Origin of the sequence: Mycobacterium sp. E1747, assembly GCF_001667775.1 — a bacterium.
GTDB lineage: Bacteria > Actinomycetota > Actinomycetes > Mycobacteriales > Mycobacteriaceae > Mycobacterium.
Window position 1 is genome coordinate 1 of the sequence record NZ_LZJI01000105.1, and the last position, 16,580, is coordinate 16,580.

The 16,580-nt window shown below is 70.3% G+C and carries 17 protein-coding genes and 1 pseudogene; 14 read left to right on the plus strand and 4 right to left on the minus strand.

The genetic code is table 11. From position 1 onward, the window contains the following. Positions 1-389 (minus strand): ATP-binding cassette domain-containing protein (locus A5695_RS10945; RefSeq protein ID WP_156749571.1); only part of this gene is annotated, 389 nt, incomplete at its 3' end. A gap of 31 nt (positions 390-420) precedes the next feature. After that, positions 421-1,701, minus strand: a complete 1,281-nt coding sequence (locus tag A5695_RS10950; protein ID WP_068081013.1) for an ammonium transporter — start codon at positions 1,699-1,701, stop codon at positions 421-423. A gap of 71 nt (positions 1,702-1,772) precedes the next feature. Between A5695_RS10950 and A5695_RS10955 the strand changes: the two genes are divergently transcribed. Then, positions 1,773-2,384 (plus strand): DNA-3-methyladenine glycosylase, encoded by a 612-nt coding sequence (locus tag A5695_RS10955; RefSeq protein ID WP_068081016.1) that lies wholly within the window; start codon positions 1,773-1,775, stop codon positions 2,382-2,384. Between the two features lie 50 nt (positions 2,385-2,434). Here A5695_RS10955 and A5695_RS10960 read toward each other — a convergent pair whose 3' ends face one another. Further along, positions 2,435-3,313, minus strand: a complete 879-nt coding sequence (locus A5695_RS10960) for a bile acid:sodium symporter family protein (RefSeq protein WP_068081019.1) — start codon at positions 3,311-3,313, stop codon at positions 2,435-2,437. A gap of 127 nt (positions 3,314-3,440) precedes the next feature. On the opposite strand from A5695_RS10960, the gene tyrS reads away from it, so the two are divergent. From tyrS to xerD, 13 genes are all read left to right on the plus strand, one after another. After that, positions 3,441-4,706 carry a tyrosine--tRNA ligase gene (tyrS, locus tag A5695_RS10965; RefSeq protein WP_068081027.1) on the plus strand — a complete coding sequence of 422 codons (1,266 nt, stop codon included), beginning with the start codon at positions 3,441-3,443 and terminating at the stop codon, positions 4,704-4,706. A gap of 76 nt (positions 4,707-4,782) precedes the next feature. Then, positions 4,783-5,157, plus strand: a complete 375-nt coding sequence (locus A5695_RS10970; RefSeq protein WP_068081030.1) for a DUF732 domain-containing protein — start codon at positions 4,783-4,785, stop codon at positions 5,155-5,157. Positions 5,158-5,185: 28 nt separating this feature from the next. After that, on the plus strand, positions 5,186-5,968 hold the full coding sequence (locus tag A5695_RS10975; protein WP_082946009.1) for a hypothetical protein: 783 nt from the start codon (positions 5,186-5,188) through the stop codon (positions 5,966-5,968). Position 5,969: 1 nt separating this feature from the next. Then, positions 5,970-6,980 carry an HAD-IIA family hydrolase gene (locus tag A5695_RS10980; RefSeq protein WP_068081034.1) on the plus strand — a complete coding sequence of 337 codons (1,011 nt, stop codon included), beginning with the start codon at positions 5,970-5,972 and terminating at the stop codon, positions 6,978-6,980. Positions 6,981-7,003: 23 nt separating this feature from the next. After that, positions 7,004-7,189 carry a hypothetical protein gene (locus A5695_RS10985; protein WP_068081037.1) on the plus strand — a complete coding sequence of 62 codons (186 nt, stop codon included), beginning with the start codon at positions 7,004-7,006 and terminating at the stop codon, positions 7,187-7,189. An 8-nt stretch (positions 7,190-7,197) separates the two neighbouring features. Further along, positions 7,198-8,001 (plus strand): TlyA family RNA methyltransferase, encoded by an 804-nt coding sequence (locus A5695_RS10990; RefSeq protein WP_068081040.1) that lies wholly within the window; start codon positions 7,198-7,200, stop codon positions 7,999-8,001. Beyond that, positions 7,998-8,930: an NAD kinase gene (locus A5695_RS10995; RefSeq protein ID WP_082946010.1), complete on the plus strand. Its 933-nt coding sequence runs from the start codon at positions 7,998-8,000 to the stop codon at positions 8,928-8,930. Before A5695_RS10990 ends, A5695_RS10995 begins: the two co-directional genes overlap by 4 nt. After that, a complete protein-coding gene (gene recN / locus A5695_RS11000; protein ID WP_068081043.1) occupies positions 8,931-10,688 on the plus strand; it encodes a DNA repair protein RecN in 1,758 nt (585 codons plus the stop codon). Between the two features lie 116 nt (positions 10,689-10,804). Then, the gene (gene steA / locus A5695_RS11005) at positions 10,805-11,986 is read left to right on the plus strand and encodes a putative cytokinetic ring protein SteA (RefSeq protein WP_068081046.1); all 1,182 of its coding nucleotides are present in this window, start codon (positions 10,805-10,807) and stop codon (positions 11,984-11,986) included. Between the two features lie 10 nt (positions 11,987-11,996). Next, a complete protein-coding gene (locus A5695_RS11010; protein WP_068081049.1) occupies positions 11,997-12,941 on the plus strand; it encodes a copper transporter in 945 nt (314 codons plus the stop codon). Between the two features lie 122 nt (positions 12,942-13,063). After that, positions 13,064-14,818 (plus strand): CTP synthase, encoded by a 1,755-nt coding sequence (locus A5695_RS11015; RefSeq protein ID WP_068081051.1) that lies wholly within the window; start codon positions 13,064-13,066, stop codon positions 14,816-14,818. Next, entirely contained in the window at positions 14,811-15,434 is a 624-nt protein-coding gene (locus tag A5695_RS11020) for an NUDIX hydrolase (protein ID WP_068081053.1), read from the plus strand. Before A5695_RS11015 ends, A5695_RS11020 begins: the two co-directional genes overlap by 8 nt. Beyond that, complete coding sequence (gene xerD / locus A5695_RS11025; protein ID WP_068081060.1) at positions 15,431-16,372, plus strand: site-specific tyrosine recombinase XerD; 942 nt, start codon at positions 15,431-15,433, stop codon at positions 16,370-16,372. Before A5695_RS11020 ends, xerD begins: the two co-directional genes overlap by 4 nt. A gap of 10 nt (positions 16,373-16,382) precedes the next feature. On the opposite strand, the pseudogene A5695_RS11030 reads toward xerD, so the two are convergent. Beyond that, a pseudogene (locus tag A5695_RS11030) lies at positions 16,383-16,580 on the minus strand (IS630 family transposase); the annotation flags it as partial.

Genomic DNA, 16,580 nt, shown 5'->3' on the forward strand with positions numbered 1-16,580 from the left:
GCCAGCCCGACCCGCTCGATAGCGGCGTCGGCGGCGTGGTGCTCGAAACCGTACAGCGTGGCGAAGTAGCGGACGTTGTCGACGACCCGCAGGTCGTTGTAGATCGTCGGGTCCTGAGGAAGGTAGCCGACCCGGCGGCGCAGCGATGCCGACCCGGCCGGGTGGCCGAGCACCTCGACGGTCCCCGAGGTGACGATCTGAGTGCCGACGATGCAGCGCATCAGGGTGGTCTTGCCGCACCCGGAGGGGCCGAGCAGGCCGGTGATGCTGCCCCGCCCGATCTGCACCGAGAAGTCGTGCAGGGCGGGGCGTTTCCCGCGGACCACCCGCAGGTGTTCGATGCGCACGGCCGGGGCCGTGATTAATTCATCACGTGATGAAGTCATCATGTGATGAATATCGTCCTCTGCCGAGGACTTGTCAAGGTTTGGGGCGCTCGTCCAATCCGGGGCGGCGCAGCGGCAGGTGCCCGTGCACACCCTCGGCGTAGGCGGTCTCGGCGTGCTGGGTGAGGTCGACACCGGTCGTCTCGTCCTCCGCGCTCAGGCGGAAGCCCATCACCCGGTCGATCACCTTCGCGAGCAGGAACGACACCGTGAACGCGTACAGCGCGACCACGACGATCGCGAGCAGCTGCTTGCCCAGCTGGGTGAAGTCGCCCCCGTAGAACAGGCCCCGCGGGCCGGTCGTCATGACCGCCGTCGCGAGCAACCCGATCAGCGACACCCCGACAACGCCGCCGACGAAGTGCACACCCACTACGTCGAGCGAATCGTCATAGTTGAAGCGGAATTTCGCGCTGACCGCGAACGAGCACACGACCCCGGCCGCCAACCCGACGACCGCCGCGCCCAGCGTGTTGACGGTTCCGCAGGACGGCGTGATGGCGACCAGCCCGGCCACCACGCCCGACGCCGCGCCGAACGTCGTCGGCCTGCCGTCGCGGATCTGTTCGACCGACAGCCAGCCGAGCATGCCGAGGCAGCCGGCGACGAGCGTGTTGAGGAAGATTGCCGCGGCGGTTCCGTTGGCGGCCAGGGCCGAACCGGCGTTGAACCCGAACCAGCCGAACCACAGCAGGCCGACGCCCAGGAGCACGAGCGGCAGATTGTGCGGCCGCATGGCGTCCTTCTTGAACCCGATGCGCGGGCCGAGCACCAGCGCCAGGGCCAGCGCGGAGGAACCGGAGACGATCTCGACGACCAGGCCGCCCGCGTAGTCGAGCACACCCAGCTTGGCCAGCCAGCCTCCCGGCCCCCAAACCCAATGCGCGACAACCGAATACACGACAACAGCCCAGACCGGCACGAACACCACCCAGGCGGCGAATTTGGCGCGGTCGGCGATCGCGCCGCTGACCAGGGCGGCCGTGATGATCGCGAACGTCACCTCGAAGGTGGCAAACAGCAGTTCGGGAACCGTCCCGTGGGTGGTGTCCGGGGTGATGCCCAGCATCCCGAGGTGACGCAGGTTGCCCAGGAACCCGCTGGCACCGTCCTCGGAGAACGCGATCGTGTAGCCGACCAGCAGCCACGCCACCGTGACGAGCGGGATGGAGATGAAGCTCATCATGATCATGTTGAGCACCCCGGTGGTGCGGACCATCCCGCCGTAGAAGAGCGCCAGGCCGGGGGTCATCAGCAGGACAAGTGCCGTGCTGGCCAGTAGCCACGCGGTGGCGGCGGGGTCGATCGGATGCATGACGTGCGCTCCTTCACAGGTCCCAAGACACCGGGATATTGCCATGGCAGCGCCGCCGGTAGGTTCGGTGGGTGGCCGCAAGCCAGCTGTTAGTCGACCCCGTCGCGGCCGCGCATCGGCTCCTCGGTGCGACCCTCACCGGCCGCGACGTCAGGGCCATCATCGTCGAGGTCGAGGCGTATGGCGGCGTGCCGGACGGCCCGTGGCCGGACGCGGCGGCCCACTCCTATCGCGGGATCAGTGGGCGCAACGCGGTGATGTTCGGGCCGCCCGGACGGCTTTACACCTATCGCAGCCACGGGATCCACGTCTGCGCCAACGTCTCGTGCGGTCCGGACGGGACCGCCGCGGCCGTCTTGCTGCGGGCGGCCGCCCTCGAGGATGGCGCCGACGTCGCGCGCGCCCGACGCGGCGAGCTGGTCCGCGCGGCGGCCCTCGCCCGGGGCCCGGGCAACCTGTGTTCGGCCCTGGGAATCACCATGGACGACAACGGGATCGACCTCTTCGACCCCGCCGGCCCGGTGACCCTGGAACTCAACGAGCCGCTGACCGCCGTGTCCGGTCCGCGCGTCGGCGTCAGCCAGGCCGCCGACCGGCCCTGGCGGTTATGGCTCGCCGGCCGACCCGAGGTCTCGGCCTACCGCCGCAGTCCGCGGGCGCCGGCCCCCGGCACCAGCGACTAGTGCCGATCGCAAGCGCCGCGTAGGAGGGCGCAGCGGGTCGGCACCAGCGACTAGGTGCGCGCGGGCGCGACCGCTCGGAAGGCGGGATCCACCCGGCGCGCGACGAAGATGAACGTCACGGCCAACAGGGGCGCGACGACGCCGTAAACCGCGGCCGGCGTGGCCATATCGGCGCTGTTCAACAACTGCGGGCTCAGCGCGACGCTCATCGCCACCACGGCGTTGTGCATGCCGACCTCCAGGCTGACCGCCACGGCCTGGCGAGGGGCCAGGCGCATCAGGCGCGGCGCCAGATAGCCAACCGTCAGGCTGACGGCGCAGAACGTCACGACGGCCGCGCTCAGCGCGCCGATGTTGTGCCACAGCGTCTTCCGTCCTCCGGCGATGGCGCCCAGCGTGGCGACAACCAGCAGCGCGAGGGCCAATATCCGGGCGGGCTTCTGCAGGCGCCGGGCGAGCCCGGGGAAGCAGTGCCGGAAGGCCACCCCGATCGCGATGGGGACGAGCACCAGGCCGAAGACCGTGAAGAACTTGTCCACCTGAAGGGGCAAGAACCGCCCCCCGCCGAGGAACCATGTCATCGACACCGCCAGGATCGCGGGCAGCGCGACGATGGACAGCACGGCGTTGATCGCGGTCAGCGTCAGGTTGAGCGCCAGGTCGCCGTTGAACACGTGGCTGAGAATGCTCGACATCGTCCCGCCGGGGGTGGCGGCCATCAGCATCAGCCCGACCGCCAGCCGGGGTTCGAGATGGAACGCCTCGGCGATGACCAGGCACAGGGACGGCAGCAGCAGCGATTGACAGATCAGCGCAACGACCAAAGGCATGCGCAGCGTGGCCGCCCGTTTGAAGTCGTCGATCGTCAGCGTCAGCCCGAGGGCGAGCATCACGACCGCGACGACCAACGGCCAGAATCGGTTGTCCATAACGCTCCGCGTTGTCGGGGCACTGATCGCCGAGGGCGATGGCGCGACGCTGCGCCGCGCATGAGCTTGCCTTATCGGGCGGCACAAGGGCGAATCGTGGCCGGGGGAGCGACTAAAGTCGCTGGCGATGTCTTCCGGGATCCTTGACGAGCTGGGTTGGCGCGGCCTGATCGCGCAATCCACCGACCTCGACGCGCTGGCCGCCGAGGCTCGGCCGCTGACGGTGTACGCCGGCTTCGACCCCACGGCCCCCAGCCTGCACGCGGGCCACCTGGTGCCGCTGCTGGCGTTGCGTCGGTTTCAGCGCGCCGGCCACCGTCCGATCGTCCTCGCCGGCGGCGCGACGGGCATGATCGGTGACCCGCGCGACGTCGGGGAGCGCACCCTCAACGAGGCGGACACCGTCGCCGAATGGACCGAGCGCATCCGTGGGCAGCTGGAGCGCTTCGTCGATTTCGACGGGTCGCCGACGGGCGCGGTCGTCGTCAACAACCTGGACTGGACGGCCCCGTTGTCGGCCATCGAGTTCCTGCGCGACCTCGGCAAGCACTTCTCGGTCAACGTCATGCTGGATCGAGACACCGTCCGGCGGCGGCTGGAGGGCGACGGCATCTCCTACACCGAGTTCAGCTACATGCTGCTGCAGGCCAACGACTACGTCGAATTGCACCGCCGGTACGGCTGCACGCTGCAGATCGGCGGCTCCGACCAGTGGGGCAACATCATCGCCGGGGTCCGGTTGGTTCGCCAGAAGCTGGGCGCCACGGTGCACGCGCTCACCGTCCCGCTGGTGACCGCCGCCGACGGCACCAAGTTCGGCAAGTCCACCGGCGGCGGCAGCCTGTGGCTGGATCCCACCATGACCACGCCGTACGCCTGGTACCAGTACTTCTTCAACACCGCCGATGCCGACGTGATCCGGTACCTGCGGTGGTTCACCTTCCTATCGGCCGACGAGCTGGCCGAATTGGAAAACGCCACCCGAGAGCGCCCGCAGCAGCGGGCCGCGCAGCGGCGGCTGGCCCGGGAACTGACCGTACTGGTGCACGGGGAGGCGGCCACCGAGGCCGTCGAGCACGCCAGCCGGGCGTTGTTCGGGCAGGGCGAGCTGGACCGACTGGACGAGGCGACGCTGGCGGCGGCGCTGCGCGAAGCGCCGGTCGCCGAGCTCAAGCCCGGCGGCCCGGACGGGATCGTCGACCTGCTGGTGGCCAGCGGCCTGTCCGAGAGCCGCAAGGCCGCGCGCCGCACCATCGGCGAGGGCGGGGTGTCGGTCAACAACACCCGCATCGACAGCGAGGACTGGGCGCCGCAGCCGTCGGACTTCCTGCACGGCCGGTGGCTGGTGCTGCGCCGCGGCAAGCGCACCGTCGCGGGAATCGAAAAGGTCTAGGAAACGCACCTGCAAAACGCCTGGACGCGCAAATCTTTACCGCACCGTGTTGCGCCTGTGACCCAGATTGGCCAGGGTGGTCACGGTGACATCCCTGAGGCGTGTGGAGTGGGCCCTGCTGCGTCTCGTGGGAGTGGGCGCCTGTGTGGCGGGCCTGGCCGCGCCGCTGGCCGCGCCCGTCCGCGCCGACATGCGCGGGAATGCATTCCTGATGGCGCTGTCCAACGCCGGCATCACCTATCCCCACCCGGCCAGCGCCCTGGCGCTGGGCGAGTCGGTGTGCCCGATGCTCGTCATGCCCGGCCAGTCCTTCGACTCGGTGGCCGCCGAGATGTCGAAGCGCAGCGGGCTGGGCTCTGAGTCGGCCGGCCTGTTCACCATCGTCGCCGTCGCGAACTACTGCCCGGCTGTGATAGCGCCGCTGCTGCAGAACCGGCTCACGGCGTACTAGGCCGCGGCGCCCCCGTATCCTCGGCTGCGTGGTCGACGACAGGCAGCGGCAGCGGGGTGAACGGCGCCCGCGTACATCCGGCGCCTGGTCGGGGCCGGGCCGCGCGCGGCCCGCGCAGCCACAGAAGCCCGACGGCCTCCGCTCGCCGGACCCCGGGCCGCCGATACCGCCGGGCGTGGAAGCCCGGCAGCTGGCACCCGAGATCCGCGGCGAGCTGAGCACGCTGGACCGCGCCACGGCGGACGCGGTGGCGCGCCACCTGGTCGCCGCCGGCGAGCTGCTCGACGAGGACCCCGAGGCCGCCCTGAGCCATGCCCGCGCGGCGCGGGCCCGGTCCAGCCGGATCGCCGCGATTCGCGAGGCGGTCGGCATCGCCGCCTACCACTGCGGCGACTGGACCCAGGCGCTGGCCGAGTTGCGCGCCGCCCGCAGGATGGGCAGCAAGTCCAACCTGCTCGCGCTGATCGCGGATTGCGAACGCGGACTTGGCCGCCCGGAGCGGGCCATCGAACTTGCGCGCGGCCCCGAGGCGGCCCAGCTGGTGGGTGACGACGCCGACGAGCTGCGCATCGTCGCCGCCGGCGCCCGCGCGGACCTCGGGCAGCTGCAGCAGGCGCTGACCGTGTTGTCGACGCCGCAGCTCGATCCCAACCGCCAGGGTTCGACGGCGGCGCGGTTGTTCTACGCCTATGCCGATACGTTGCTCGCGCTGGGTCGCAATGACGAAGCGCTGCAATGGTTTTTGCGCTCGGCCGCCGCCGACGTCGAAGGCGTCACCGATGCCGAAGACCGGGTCAGCGAGCTGGGCTGAGATGACAAGCGTTGCACGTCAATATGATTGCCTGCTGCTCGACCTGGACGGAACGCTGTTCCGCGGCCGTCGGCCCACCGATGGTGCGGTCCAGGCGCTGGCCGAGGTGCAAAGCCGCGCGTTCTTCGTCACCAACAACGCATCGCGCAGCGCCGCCGAGGTCGCGGCGCATCTGACCGAGCTGGGCTTCACCGCCACCGCCGACGACGTCGCCACCAGCGCGCAGAGCGCGGCCCGGTTGCTGGCCGACCGGCTGCCGGCGGGGTCGCCGGTGTTGATCGTGGGCACCGATGCCCTGGCCGACGAGGTCGCCGCCGTCGGCCTGCGCCCGGTGCGCCGGTTCGACGACGACCCGGTGGCCGTCGTCCAGGGCCTGTCGATGACCGTCGGCTGGCCGGACCTCGCCGAGGCCGCCCTGGCCATCCGGGCCGGCGCGCTATGGGTAGCCGCCAACATCGATCCGACCCTGCCCACCGAGCGCGGCCTGTTGCCCGGCAATGGCTCCCTCGTCGCCGCGCTGCGCGCGGCCACCGGCGCCGAGCCCAAGGTCGCGGGCAAACCGTCGCCCGGGCTGCTGACCGACGCGGCCGCCCGGGGCGATTTCCGCGCGCCCCTGGTGGTGGGCGACCGGCTCGACACCGACATTGAGGGCGCCAACGCGGCGAAGCTGCCCAGCCTGATGGTGCTCACCGGGGTCAGCTCCGCGCGGGACGCGGTGTACGCCGAACCGGTGCGCCGGCCCACCTACATCGGCCACGACCTGCGCGCGCTGCACTCCGACAGCGAGCAGCTCGCCGTCGGGCCGCAGGCGGGGTGGCGCGTCGAGGTCGACGAGGAGGCGGTGACCGTCAGCGGCGCCGGGCCCGACGACGGCGACGGGCTCTCGATCGTGCGGGCGGTTGCCCGCGCGGTATGGGATGCGCGATCCGATGGCCGGCCGGTCGACATCCGGGCCGCCGACGACCACGCCCGCGCGGCGTTGCAGCGCTGGTCGTTGGTGCGCGGCGACTGATGGGTGACTAGCGTAAGAGCGCAATGACTACCGATCCCGAACAAATCCGTGCCGAAATCGACGCCCTGCTCGCCCGGCTGCCCGAGCCCGGGACGCCGGAAAACCCCGACAACGAGCCGTCGCTGACGGAGCTCGAAGACATTGCGCGCCGCCTTTCCGAGGCGCACGACGTGCTGCTGGCCGCGCTGGAGTCGGCGGAGAAAGGCTGAGTGCGCGCATGTCTCGCCGCGCCCGCATCGACGCCGAGCTGGTTCGGCGCGGCCTCGCGCGATCGCGTCAGCAGGCCGCGGAATTGATCGGCGCCGGGCGGGTCAGCATCGACGGGCTGCCGGCGCGTAAGCCGGGCACCGCCGTCGCCGTCACCGCCGCCCTGACCGTCGCCGACGACGGGGAGCGGGGCTGGGTGTCCCGCGGCGCGCACAAACTGATCGGCGCCCTGGACACCTTCGGAATTGCGGTGGCGGGGCGCCGCTGCCTGGACGCCGGCGCGTCGACGGGCGGGTTCACCGAAGTCCTGCTGGACCGCGGGGCCGCCGAGGTGGTCGCCGTCGATGTCGGCTACGGCCAGCTGGCATGGTCGCTGCGCTGCGACCCGCGGGTTGTGGTGGTCGAACGGACCAACGCCCGCGACCTGTCGCCCGAGGCGATCGGTGGCCCCGTCGACCTGATCGTCGCCGACCTGTCGTTCATTTCGCTCGCCACCGTGTTGCCCGCGCTGGCTGGATGTGCTTCGCCCACTGCGGATATCGTTCCCATGGTGAAGCCGCAGTTTGAGGTGGGCCGGGGCCAAGTCGGCGCCGGCGGCGTCGTGCAGGATCCCGGCCTGCGCGCCGATGCGGTGCTGGCCGTGGCGCGCCGGGCCGGCGAGCTGGGCTGGCATACCGTCGGCGTCACCGCCAGCCCGCTGCCCGGCCCGTCGGGCAACGTCGAATACTTCTTGTGGCTTCGCGGCCAGACGGGAATGGCGGATGACGAGTTGGTGGCGGCGGTGCACCGCGCGGTGAAAGACGGCCCGCAGTGACGTCGGGGACCGAACATCGCACCGTGCTGATGGTGGTGCACACCGGCCGCGAGGAAGCCACCGAGACGGCGGCCCGCGTGCAAAAGGTGTTGGGCGCCAACGACATTGCGCTTCGCGTGCTGTCCGCGGAGGCGGTCGATCGCGGCTCGCTGCACGTGGCACCCGACGACATCCGGGCGATGGGCGTCGAGATCGAGGTGGTCGACGCGGACCCGCAGGCCGCCGAGGGCTGCGAACTGGTGCTGGTGCTCGGCGGGGACGGCACGTTCCTGCGCGCGGCCGAACTGGCGCGCAACGCCGGGATCCCGGTCCTGGGCGTGAACCTGGGCCGCATCGGCTTCCTGGCCGAGGCCGAGGCGGAGGCCATCGACCGGGTCTTGGACCACGTTGTCGCCAAGGACTACCGGGTCGAGGACCGCCTGACGCTGGACGTGCTCGTGCGCGCGGGCGGGCGCGAAATCGCGCACGGGTGGGCGCTCAACGAGGTCAGCCTGGAAAAGGGCCCGCGGCTGGGCGTGCTCGGCGTGGTCGTCGAGATCGAGGGGCGGCCGGTGTCGGCGTTCGGCTGCGACGGGGTGCTGGTGTCGACGCCCACCGGCTCCACCGCCTACGCGTTCTCCGCCGGCGGGCCGGTGTTGTGGCCGGACCTCGAGGCAATCCTGGTGGTGCCCAACAACGCTCACGCGCTGTTCGGCCGGCCGATGGTCACCAGCCCGGACGCCACCATCGCCATCGAGATCGAGGCGGAGGGTCACGACGCCCTGGTGTTCTGCGACGGCCGCCGCGAAATCCTGATCCCGGCCGGCAGCCGGATCGAGGTACGACGTTGCGACACACCGGTGAAATGGGCGCGGCTGGACAGCGCGCCGTTCACCGACCGGTTGGTGCGCAAATTCCGATTGCCGGTCACGGGGTGGCGTGGGAAGTAGATGCTGACCGAAATCCGCATCGAGTCGCTGGGTGCCATCAGCGCGGCGGTCGGTGAGTTCGACCGCGGCCTCACCGTGCTGACCGGGGAGACCGGCGCCGGCAAGACCATGGTCGTGACCGGGCTGCATCTGTTGGGCGGGGCCCGCGCCGACGCCACCCGGGTGCGGTCCGGCGCCGATCGTGCGATCGTCGAGGGCCGTTTCACCACAACGGATCTCGAGGATGCCGCGGTCGCGCTGCTGGACGAGATGCTGGACGCGTCGGGCGCCGAACGCGACGAGGACGGCAGCGTGATCGCGCTGCGCTCGGTCAGCCGCGACGGGCCGTCGCGGGCGTATCTCGGCGGTCGAAGCGTGCCCGCCAAGTCGCTGGGCGATTTCACCGCGGAGCTGCTCACGCTGCATGGGCAGAACGACCAGTTGCGGCTGATGCGGCCCGAGGAGCAACGCGGCGCGCTGGACCGCTTCGCCAAGGCGGCACCCGCGCTCGAGCGCTACCGCAAACTGCGCGACGCCTGGCTCACCGCGCGGCACGACCTCATCGACCGCCGCAACCGGATGCGCGAGCTCGCACTGGAGTCCGACCGACTGACGTTCGCGCTCAACGAGATTGACACCGTCGACCCGCAACCCGGCGAGGACGACGCCCTGGTCGCCGACATCGTCCGGCTCTCCGAGCTGGACACCCTGCGCGAGGCCGCGGTCAACGCGCACACCGCGCTCAACGGCGCCCCCGACGACACCGACGCGTCCGGGCACAGCGCCGCGGACTGCCTGGGCCGCGCCCGGGCCGCCCTCGATTCGACCGACGACGCCAAGCTGCGGTCGCTGGCCGGGCAGATCGGTGAGGCGCTCACCGTCGTCGCCGATGCGGCCGGCGAACTCAGCGCCTATCTGGACGAGCTGCCGGTCGACGCCAGCGCGCTGGAGGCCAAGCTGGCCCGGCAGGCCGAACTGCGCACGCTGACTCGCAAATACGCCGCGGACGTCGACGGGGTGCTGCAGTGGGCCCAGGAGTCGCGACAGCGCCTGGCCCAGCTCGACGTCTCCGAGGAGGGCCTGCAGGCGCTGGCTTCCCGGGTCGACGAGCTGGCCCGCGAATTAGCCGACGCGGCAATCGATCTCAGCGGCATTCGGCGTAAGGCCGCCAAGCGGCTCGCCAAGGAGGTCACCGCCGAGCTGTCCGGCCTGGCGATGGCCGACGCCCAGTTCAGCATCGACGTCAGCAACGACGTCGCCGCCGACAAGGACGACCCCGCCGCGCTGGTGCTGCCGTCGGGCGAGCCGGCCCGCGCCGGTGCCGACGGCGTCGATCAGGTCGAGTTCGGTTTCGCGGCGCACCGCGGGATGGACCAGCTTCCGCTTGCCAAGAGCGCCTCCGGTGGCGAGCTGTCCCGGGTGATGCTGGCGCTGGAGGTGGTGCTGGCCGCCTCGGCCGCGGGCACCACCATGGTGTTCGACGAGGTCGACGCCGGGGTCGGCGGGCGGGCCGCGGTGCAGATCGGGCGACGGTTGGCGCGGCTGGCCCGCACCCATCAGGTCATCGTGGTCACCCACCTGCCCCAGGTCGCCGCGTACGCCGACGTGCACCTGGTGGTGCACAGCGCCGGCCCGAAGGGGACCAGCGTGGTGCGGCGGGTCACCGGCGACGAACGGGTCGCCGAACTGGCGCGGATGCTGGCTGGGCTCGGCGAGTCCGACAGCGGCCGCGCGCACGCCCGCGAACTGCTCGACGCGGCCCAGAAGGACGAGATCTGACGTTCGAGACCGTTTCGGCATCGGCCTGTTACTAATGGGACACTAGTCAACTTCTGAGGCTGATGTTACGGCGCGCCTCCACGCCTCCGTCGCGCATCACCGCCAGAATCGCCCCCATGAAGATGTCAGGCCTGCTTACCCGTAACACCGCCCGACCCGGCCTCGTCGGCACCGCCCGGGTGGACCGAAACATCGACCGATTGCTGCGCAGGGTGTGCCCCGGCGACATCGTGGTGCTCGACGTCCTGGACCTGGACCGCATCACGGCCGACGCCTTGGTGGAGGCCGACATCGCCGCGGTCGTCAACGCCTCGCCCTCGGTGTCGGGCCGCTATCCGAACATGGGGCCGGAGGTGCTGGTCAACAACGGGGTCACCCTGATCGACGAGACCGGACCCGACATCTTCAAGAAGGTCAAGGACGGCGCCAAGATCCGCCTGCACGAGGGTGGCGTGTACTCGGGCGACCGGCGGCTGGTCCGCGGCACCGAGCGCACCGACCACGACATTGCCGACCTGATGCGGGAGGCCAAGAGCGGCCTGTCGGCGCACCTGGAGGCGTTCGCCGGCAACACGATCGAGTTCATCAAGAGCGAGAGCCCCCTGCTGATCGACGGCATCGGGATCCCCGACATCGACGTCGACCTGCGCCGCCGGCACGTGGTGATCGTCGCCGACGAGCCCGGCGCCGAGGAGGACCTGAAGTCCCTCAAGCCGTTCATCAAGGAGTACCAGCCGGTGCTCTTCGGCGTGGGCAGCGGCGCGGATGTGTTGCGCAAGGCCGGTTACCGACCCCAGGTGATCGTCGGCGACCCCGACCAGATCAGCACCGACGCCCTCAAGTGCGGCGCCCAGGTGGTGCTGCCCGCCGACGCCGACGGCCACGCGCCGGGCCTGGAGCGCATCCAGGATCTCGGCGTCGGGGCGATGACGTTCCCGGCCGCGGGCTCGGCGATCGACCTGGCCCTGCTGCTGGCCGACCACCACGGCGCCGCGCTGCTGGTGACCGCCGGCCACACCGCCAACATCGAGACGTTCTTCGACCGCACACGCGCGCACAGCAACCCCTCGACCTTCCTGACCCGGCTTCGGGTGGGGGAGAAGGTGGTGGACGCCAAGGCCGTGGCCACCCTGTACCGCAACCACATCTCGGCGGGCGCCATCGCGCTGCTGGCCCTGACGATGCTGATCGCGGTCATCGTCGCGCTGTGGGTGTCGCGCACCGACGGCGTGGTGCTGCACTGGGTGACCGACTACTGGAACCACTTCTCCCTCTGGGTTCAGCACCTGGTGAGCTAGGGCCGCCGCCATGATCTCGCTTCGCCAACACGCGTTATCGCTGGCTGCCGTCTTCCTGGCATTGGCCGTGGGAGTCGTGCTCGGTTCCGGCTTCCTGTCCGACACCCTGCTGTCCAGCCTGCGTGACGAGAAGCGGGATCTGCACACCCAGATCGACGGACTCAACGACCAGAAGAACGTGCTGAACGAAAAGCTCAGCGCGGCAAACAACTTCGACACCCAGCTGGGCGGCCGGATGGTGCACGACGCGCTCACCGGCAAATCGGTCGTGATCTTTCGCACCCCGGACGCCAAAGACGACGACGTCGCCTCGGTATCGAAGATCATCGGCCAGGCCGGCGGCGCCGTCACCGGAACCGTGTCGTTGACGAGCGAGTTCGTCGAGGCCAATTCGGCGGAGAAACTGCAGACAGTGGTGAACTCGTCGATCCTGCCGGCCGGTCAGCAGTTGAGCACCAAGCTCGTCGACCAGGGCTCGCAGGCCGGCGACCTGATGGGCATCGCCCTGCTGATCAACACCAATCCCGCGGTCGCCCCCGTCGACGAGGCCCAGCGGGACACGGTGCTGGCGGCGCTGCGCGAAACGGGTTTCATCACGTATCAGCCCAGCGACCACATGGGCGCGGCGAATGCCGCCCTGATCGTCACCGGCGGCGCGCTGCCCCAGGACGCCGGCAACCGCGGCGTCAGCGTCGCCCGGTTCGCCGCCGCGATGGCGCCGCACGGTTCGGGCACCCTGCTCGCGGGCCGGGACGGCTCGGCGACCGGGGGCGCCGCCGTCGCCGTGACGCGCGCCGACGCCGGGATGAACTCGGCGGTCAGCACCGTCGACGACGTCGACACCGCGCCCGGCCGGATCACCGCCGTGCTGGGCCTGCACGACCTGCTGGGCGGTGGTCACCCCGGCCAGTACGGCACCGGTCACGGCGCCACGTCGATCACTGTGCCCCAGTAGCGGGCGTGTTCGCCGCGACACGTCGGTCGCGGATGTTAGGGTGGGTTTCCGTGGGTCGGCAGGCCCAACTAGTTATTCGCTAGCAAAATTCGACGCCCTGCCCGTCTTCACGGAGGTCGCCTGTGCGAAAGCATCCGCAATCCGCCACCAAGCACCTCTTCGTCAGCGGGGGCGTGGCTTCCTCGTTGGGTAAGGGTCTTACCGCCAGCAGCCTCGGTCAGTTACTGACGGCCCGCGGGTTGTACGTGACGATGCAAAAGCTCGATCCGTACCTCAACGTGGATCCCGGCACGATGAACCCGTTCCAGCACGGCGAGGTGTTCGTCACCGAGGACGGCGCCGAGACCGATCTCGACGTCGGCCACTACGAGCGGTTCCTGGATCGCGACCTGTCCGGCTCGGCGAATGTCACGACAGGACAAGTGTATTCGACCGTCATCGCCAAGGAACGGCGCGGCGAGTACCTGGGCGACACCGTCCAGGTCATCCCACACATCACCGACGAGATCAAGAGCCGCATCCTGGCGATGGCCCAGCCGGACGCCGAGGGCAACCGCCCGGACGTCGTCATCACCGAAATCGGCGGCACCGTTGGCGATATCGAGTCGCAGCCGTTCCTGGAGGCGGCCCGCCAGGTCCGTCACGACCTGGGCCGGGAGAATGTCTTCTTCCTGCACGTGTCGCTGGTGCCCTACCTGGCGCCGTCGGGCGAGCTCAAGACCAAGCCCACCCAGCACTCGGTGGCGGCGCTGCGCAGCATCGGTATCACCCCGGACGCGCTGATCCTGCGCTGCGACCGCGACGTGCCCGAGGCGCTGAAGAACAAGATCGCGTTGATGTGTGACGTCGACATCGACGGCGTCATCTCCACGCCCGACGCGCCGTCGATCTACGACATCCCGAAGCGGTTGCATCGCGAGGAGCTCGACGCGTACGTGGTGCGCCGGCTCAACCTGCCGTTCCGTGACGTCGACTGGACCCAGTGGAACGATCTGTTACGCCGGGTGCACGAGCCGCACGAGACCGTGCGAATCGCGTTGGTGGGCAAGTATGTTGAGCTTTCCGACGCCTACCTGTCGGTCACCGAGGCGCTGCGCGCCGGCGGTTTCAAGCACCACGCCAAGGTGGAGATGCAGTGGGTGGCCTCCGACGGGTGTGAGACCGCGGCGGGCGCCGCAGCGGCGCTGGGGGATGTGCACGGCATCCTGATCCCGGGCGGATTCGGCATCCGCGGCATCGAGGGCAAGATCGGCGCCATTCGGTACGCCCGGTCGCGCGGGCTACCGGTGCTCGGCTTGTGCCTGGGGCTGCAGTGCATCGTGATCGAGGCCGCGCGCTCGGCGGGGCTGGCCGGGGCCAATTCGGCCGAATTCGACCCTGACACACCGGATCCCGTCATCTCCACGATGGCCGACCAGGTCGACGCCGTGACCGGCCAGGCCGATCTCGGTGGCACGATGCGGCTGGGCGCGTATCCCGCTGTGCTGCAACCGGATTCGATCGTGGCGCAGGCGTACGGCGCGACTCAGGTGTCGGAGCGGCACCGGCACCGTTACGAGGTCAACAACGCCTACCGCGACAAGATCGCGGAGAGCGGGCTGCGGTTCTCCGGGACTTCGCCCGACGGGCATCTGGTGGAGTTCGTCGAATACCCGCCCGAGGTGCACCCGTTCGTCGTCGGTACCCAGGCGCACCCCGAACTCAAGAGCCGGCCCACCCGGCCGCACCCGCTGTTCGTCGCATTCGTCGGGGCGGCCCTGGACTACCAGTCGGGCGAGCTGCTGCCGGTGGAGATCCCCGAGCACGGCTCCAACGGCAATCAGCAGCAGCGGGACGGCGTCGGCCAGTCGCTACCCGAACCCGCCACCCGTGGCTGAGCACAATTTCGAGACGGCGTCCTCCGAAACGCTGTACACGGGCAAGATTTTCGCGCTGCGCCGGGACCAGGTCCGGATGCCCGGTGGTGCCACCGCCGTTCGTGAGGTCGTCGAGCATTACGGGGCCGTCGCCGTCGTCGCGTTGAACGACGACAACGAGATTGCCATGGTCTACCAATACCGCCACGCGTTCGGCCGCCGGCTGTGGGAGCTACCGGCCGGGCTGCTCGACGTGGCGGGGGAGCCGCCGCAGCGGACCGCGGCCCGCGAGCTGCAGGAGGAGGCGGGGTTGAAGGCCGACACCTGGCGGGTGCTCGTCGACCTCGATTCCACTCCGGGCTTCAGCGACGAATCGGTGCGGGTGTACCTGGCCACCGGGCTGACCGAGGTGGCGCGCCCGGAGGCGCATCACGAGGAAGCCGACATGACGATGCGGTGGTATCCGCTCGAGGAGGCCACCGAGATGGTGCTCCGCGGCGAAATCGTCAATGCCATTGCGGTGGCGGGCATTCTGGCTGCCCACGTCGTCACCACCAAATTCATGCCGACCCGCCCCGTGGACAGCCCCTGGCCCGACAAGCCGACGGCGTTCGCGGCGCGAAAGGCCGCGCGATGACGACGGCGGCCCTGGACACCCAGCTGCAGGGCTACCTCGACCACCTCACGATCGAGCGGGGCGTGGCGGCCAACACTCTCAGTTCCTATCGCCGCGACCTGCGCCGCTACTCGAAGCACTTGTCGGACCGCGGAATTCACGACCTGGCCAAGGTGGGCGAGGACGACGTCAGCGAGTTCCTGGTGGCGTTGCGCCGCGGTGACCCCGATTCGGGGGCGGCGGCGCTGTCCGCGGTGTCGGCGGCGCGGGCGCTGATCGCGGTGCGCGGCCTGCACCGGTTCGCCGCCGCAGAGGGGCTCGCCGAGCTGGACGTGGCGCGCGCGGTCCGCCCGCCGACGCCGGGCCGCCGGCTCCCCAAGAGCCTGACCATCGACCAGGTGCTGGCGCTGCTGGAGGCCGCCGGCGGCGACAGCTCCTCCGACGGCCCGCTCACGCTGCGCAACCGGGCGCTGCTGGAACTCTTGTACTCCACCGGGGCGCGGATCTCCGAGGCCGTCGGCCTCGACGTCGACGACATCGACACCCGGGCCCGGTCCGTCCTGCTGCGGGGCAAGGGCGGCAAGCAGCGGCTGGTGCCGATCGGGCGGCCCGCCGTGCAGGCCCTGGACGCCTATCTGGTGCGCGGCCGCCCGGACCTGGCCCGCCGCGGCCGCGGGACGCCGGCCATCTTCCTCAACGTGCGCGGCGGGCGGCTGTCGCGGCAAAGCGCGTGGCAGGTGCTGCAGGATGCGGCCGAGCGCGCCGGCATCACGTCGGGCGTCTCGCCGCACATGCTGCGACATTCGTTCGCGACCCACCTGCTCGAGGGCGGCGCCGACGTGCGGGTGGTGCAGGAGCTGCTGGGCCACGCCTCGGTGACGACGACGCAGATCTACACGATGGTCACCGTGCACGCGCTGCGCGAGGTGTGGGCGGGCGCCCACCCGCGCGCGCAGTGATCGCGATCCCCTAGTGTCGTGAGTCGTTAATTCGTTTGCAGTAGTTGGCGACTGATTCGAGGATTTGGTCGGCGGTTTTGGTCCACACGTAAGGGCGGGGGTTGTCGTTCCAGGTGTCGATCCAGGCGCGAATGTCGGTGTTGAGTTGGCGTACCGAAGTGTGGGTGCCGCGGCGTAGCTTCTTGGTGGTCAGTTCGGCGAACCAGCG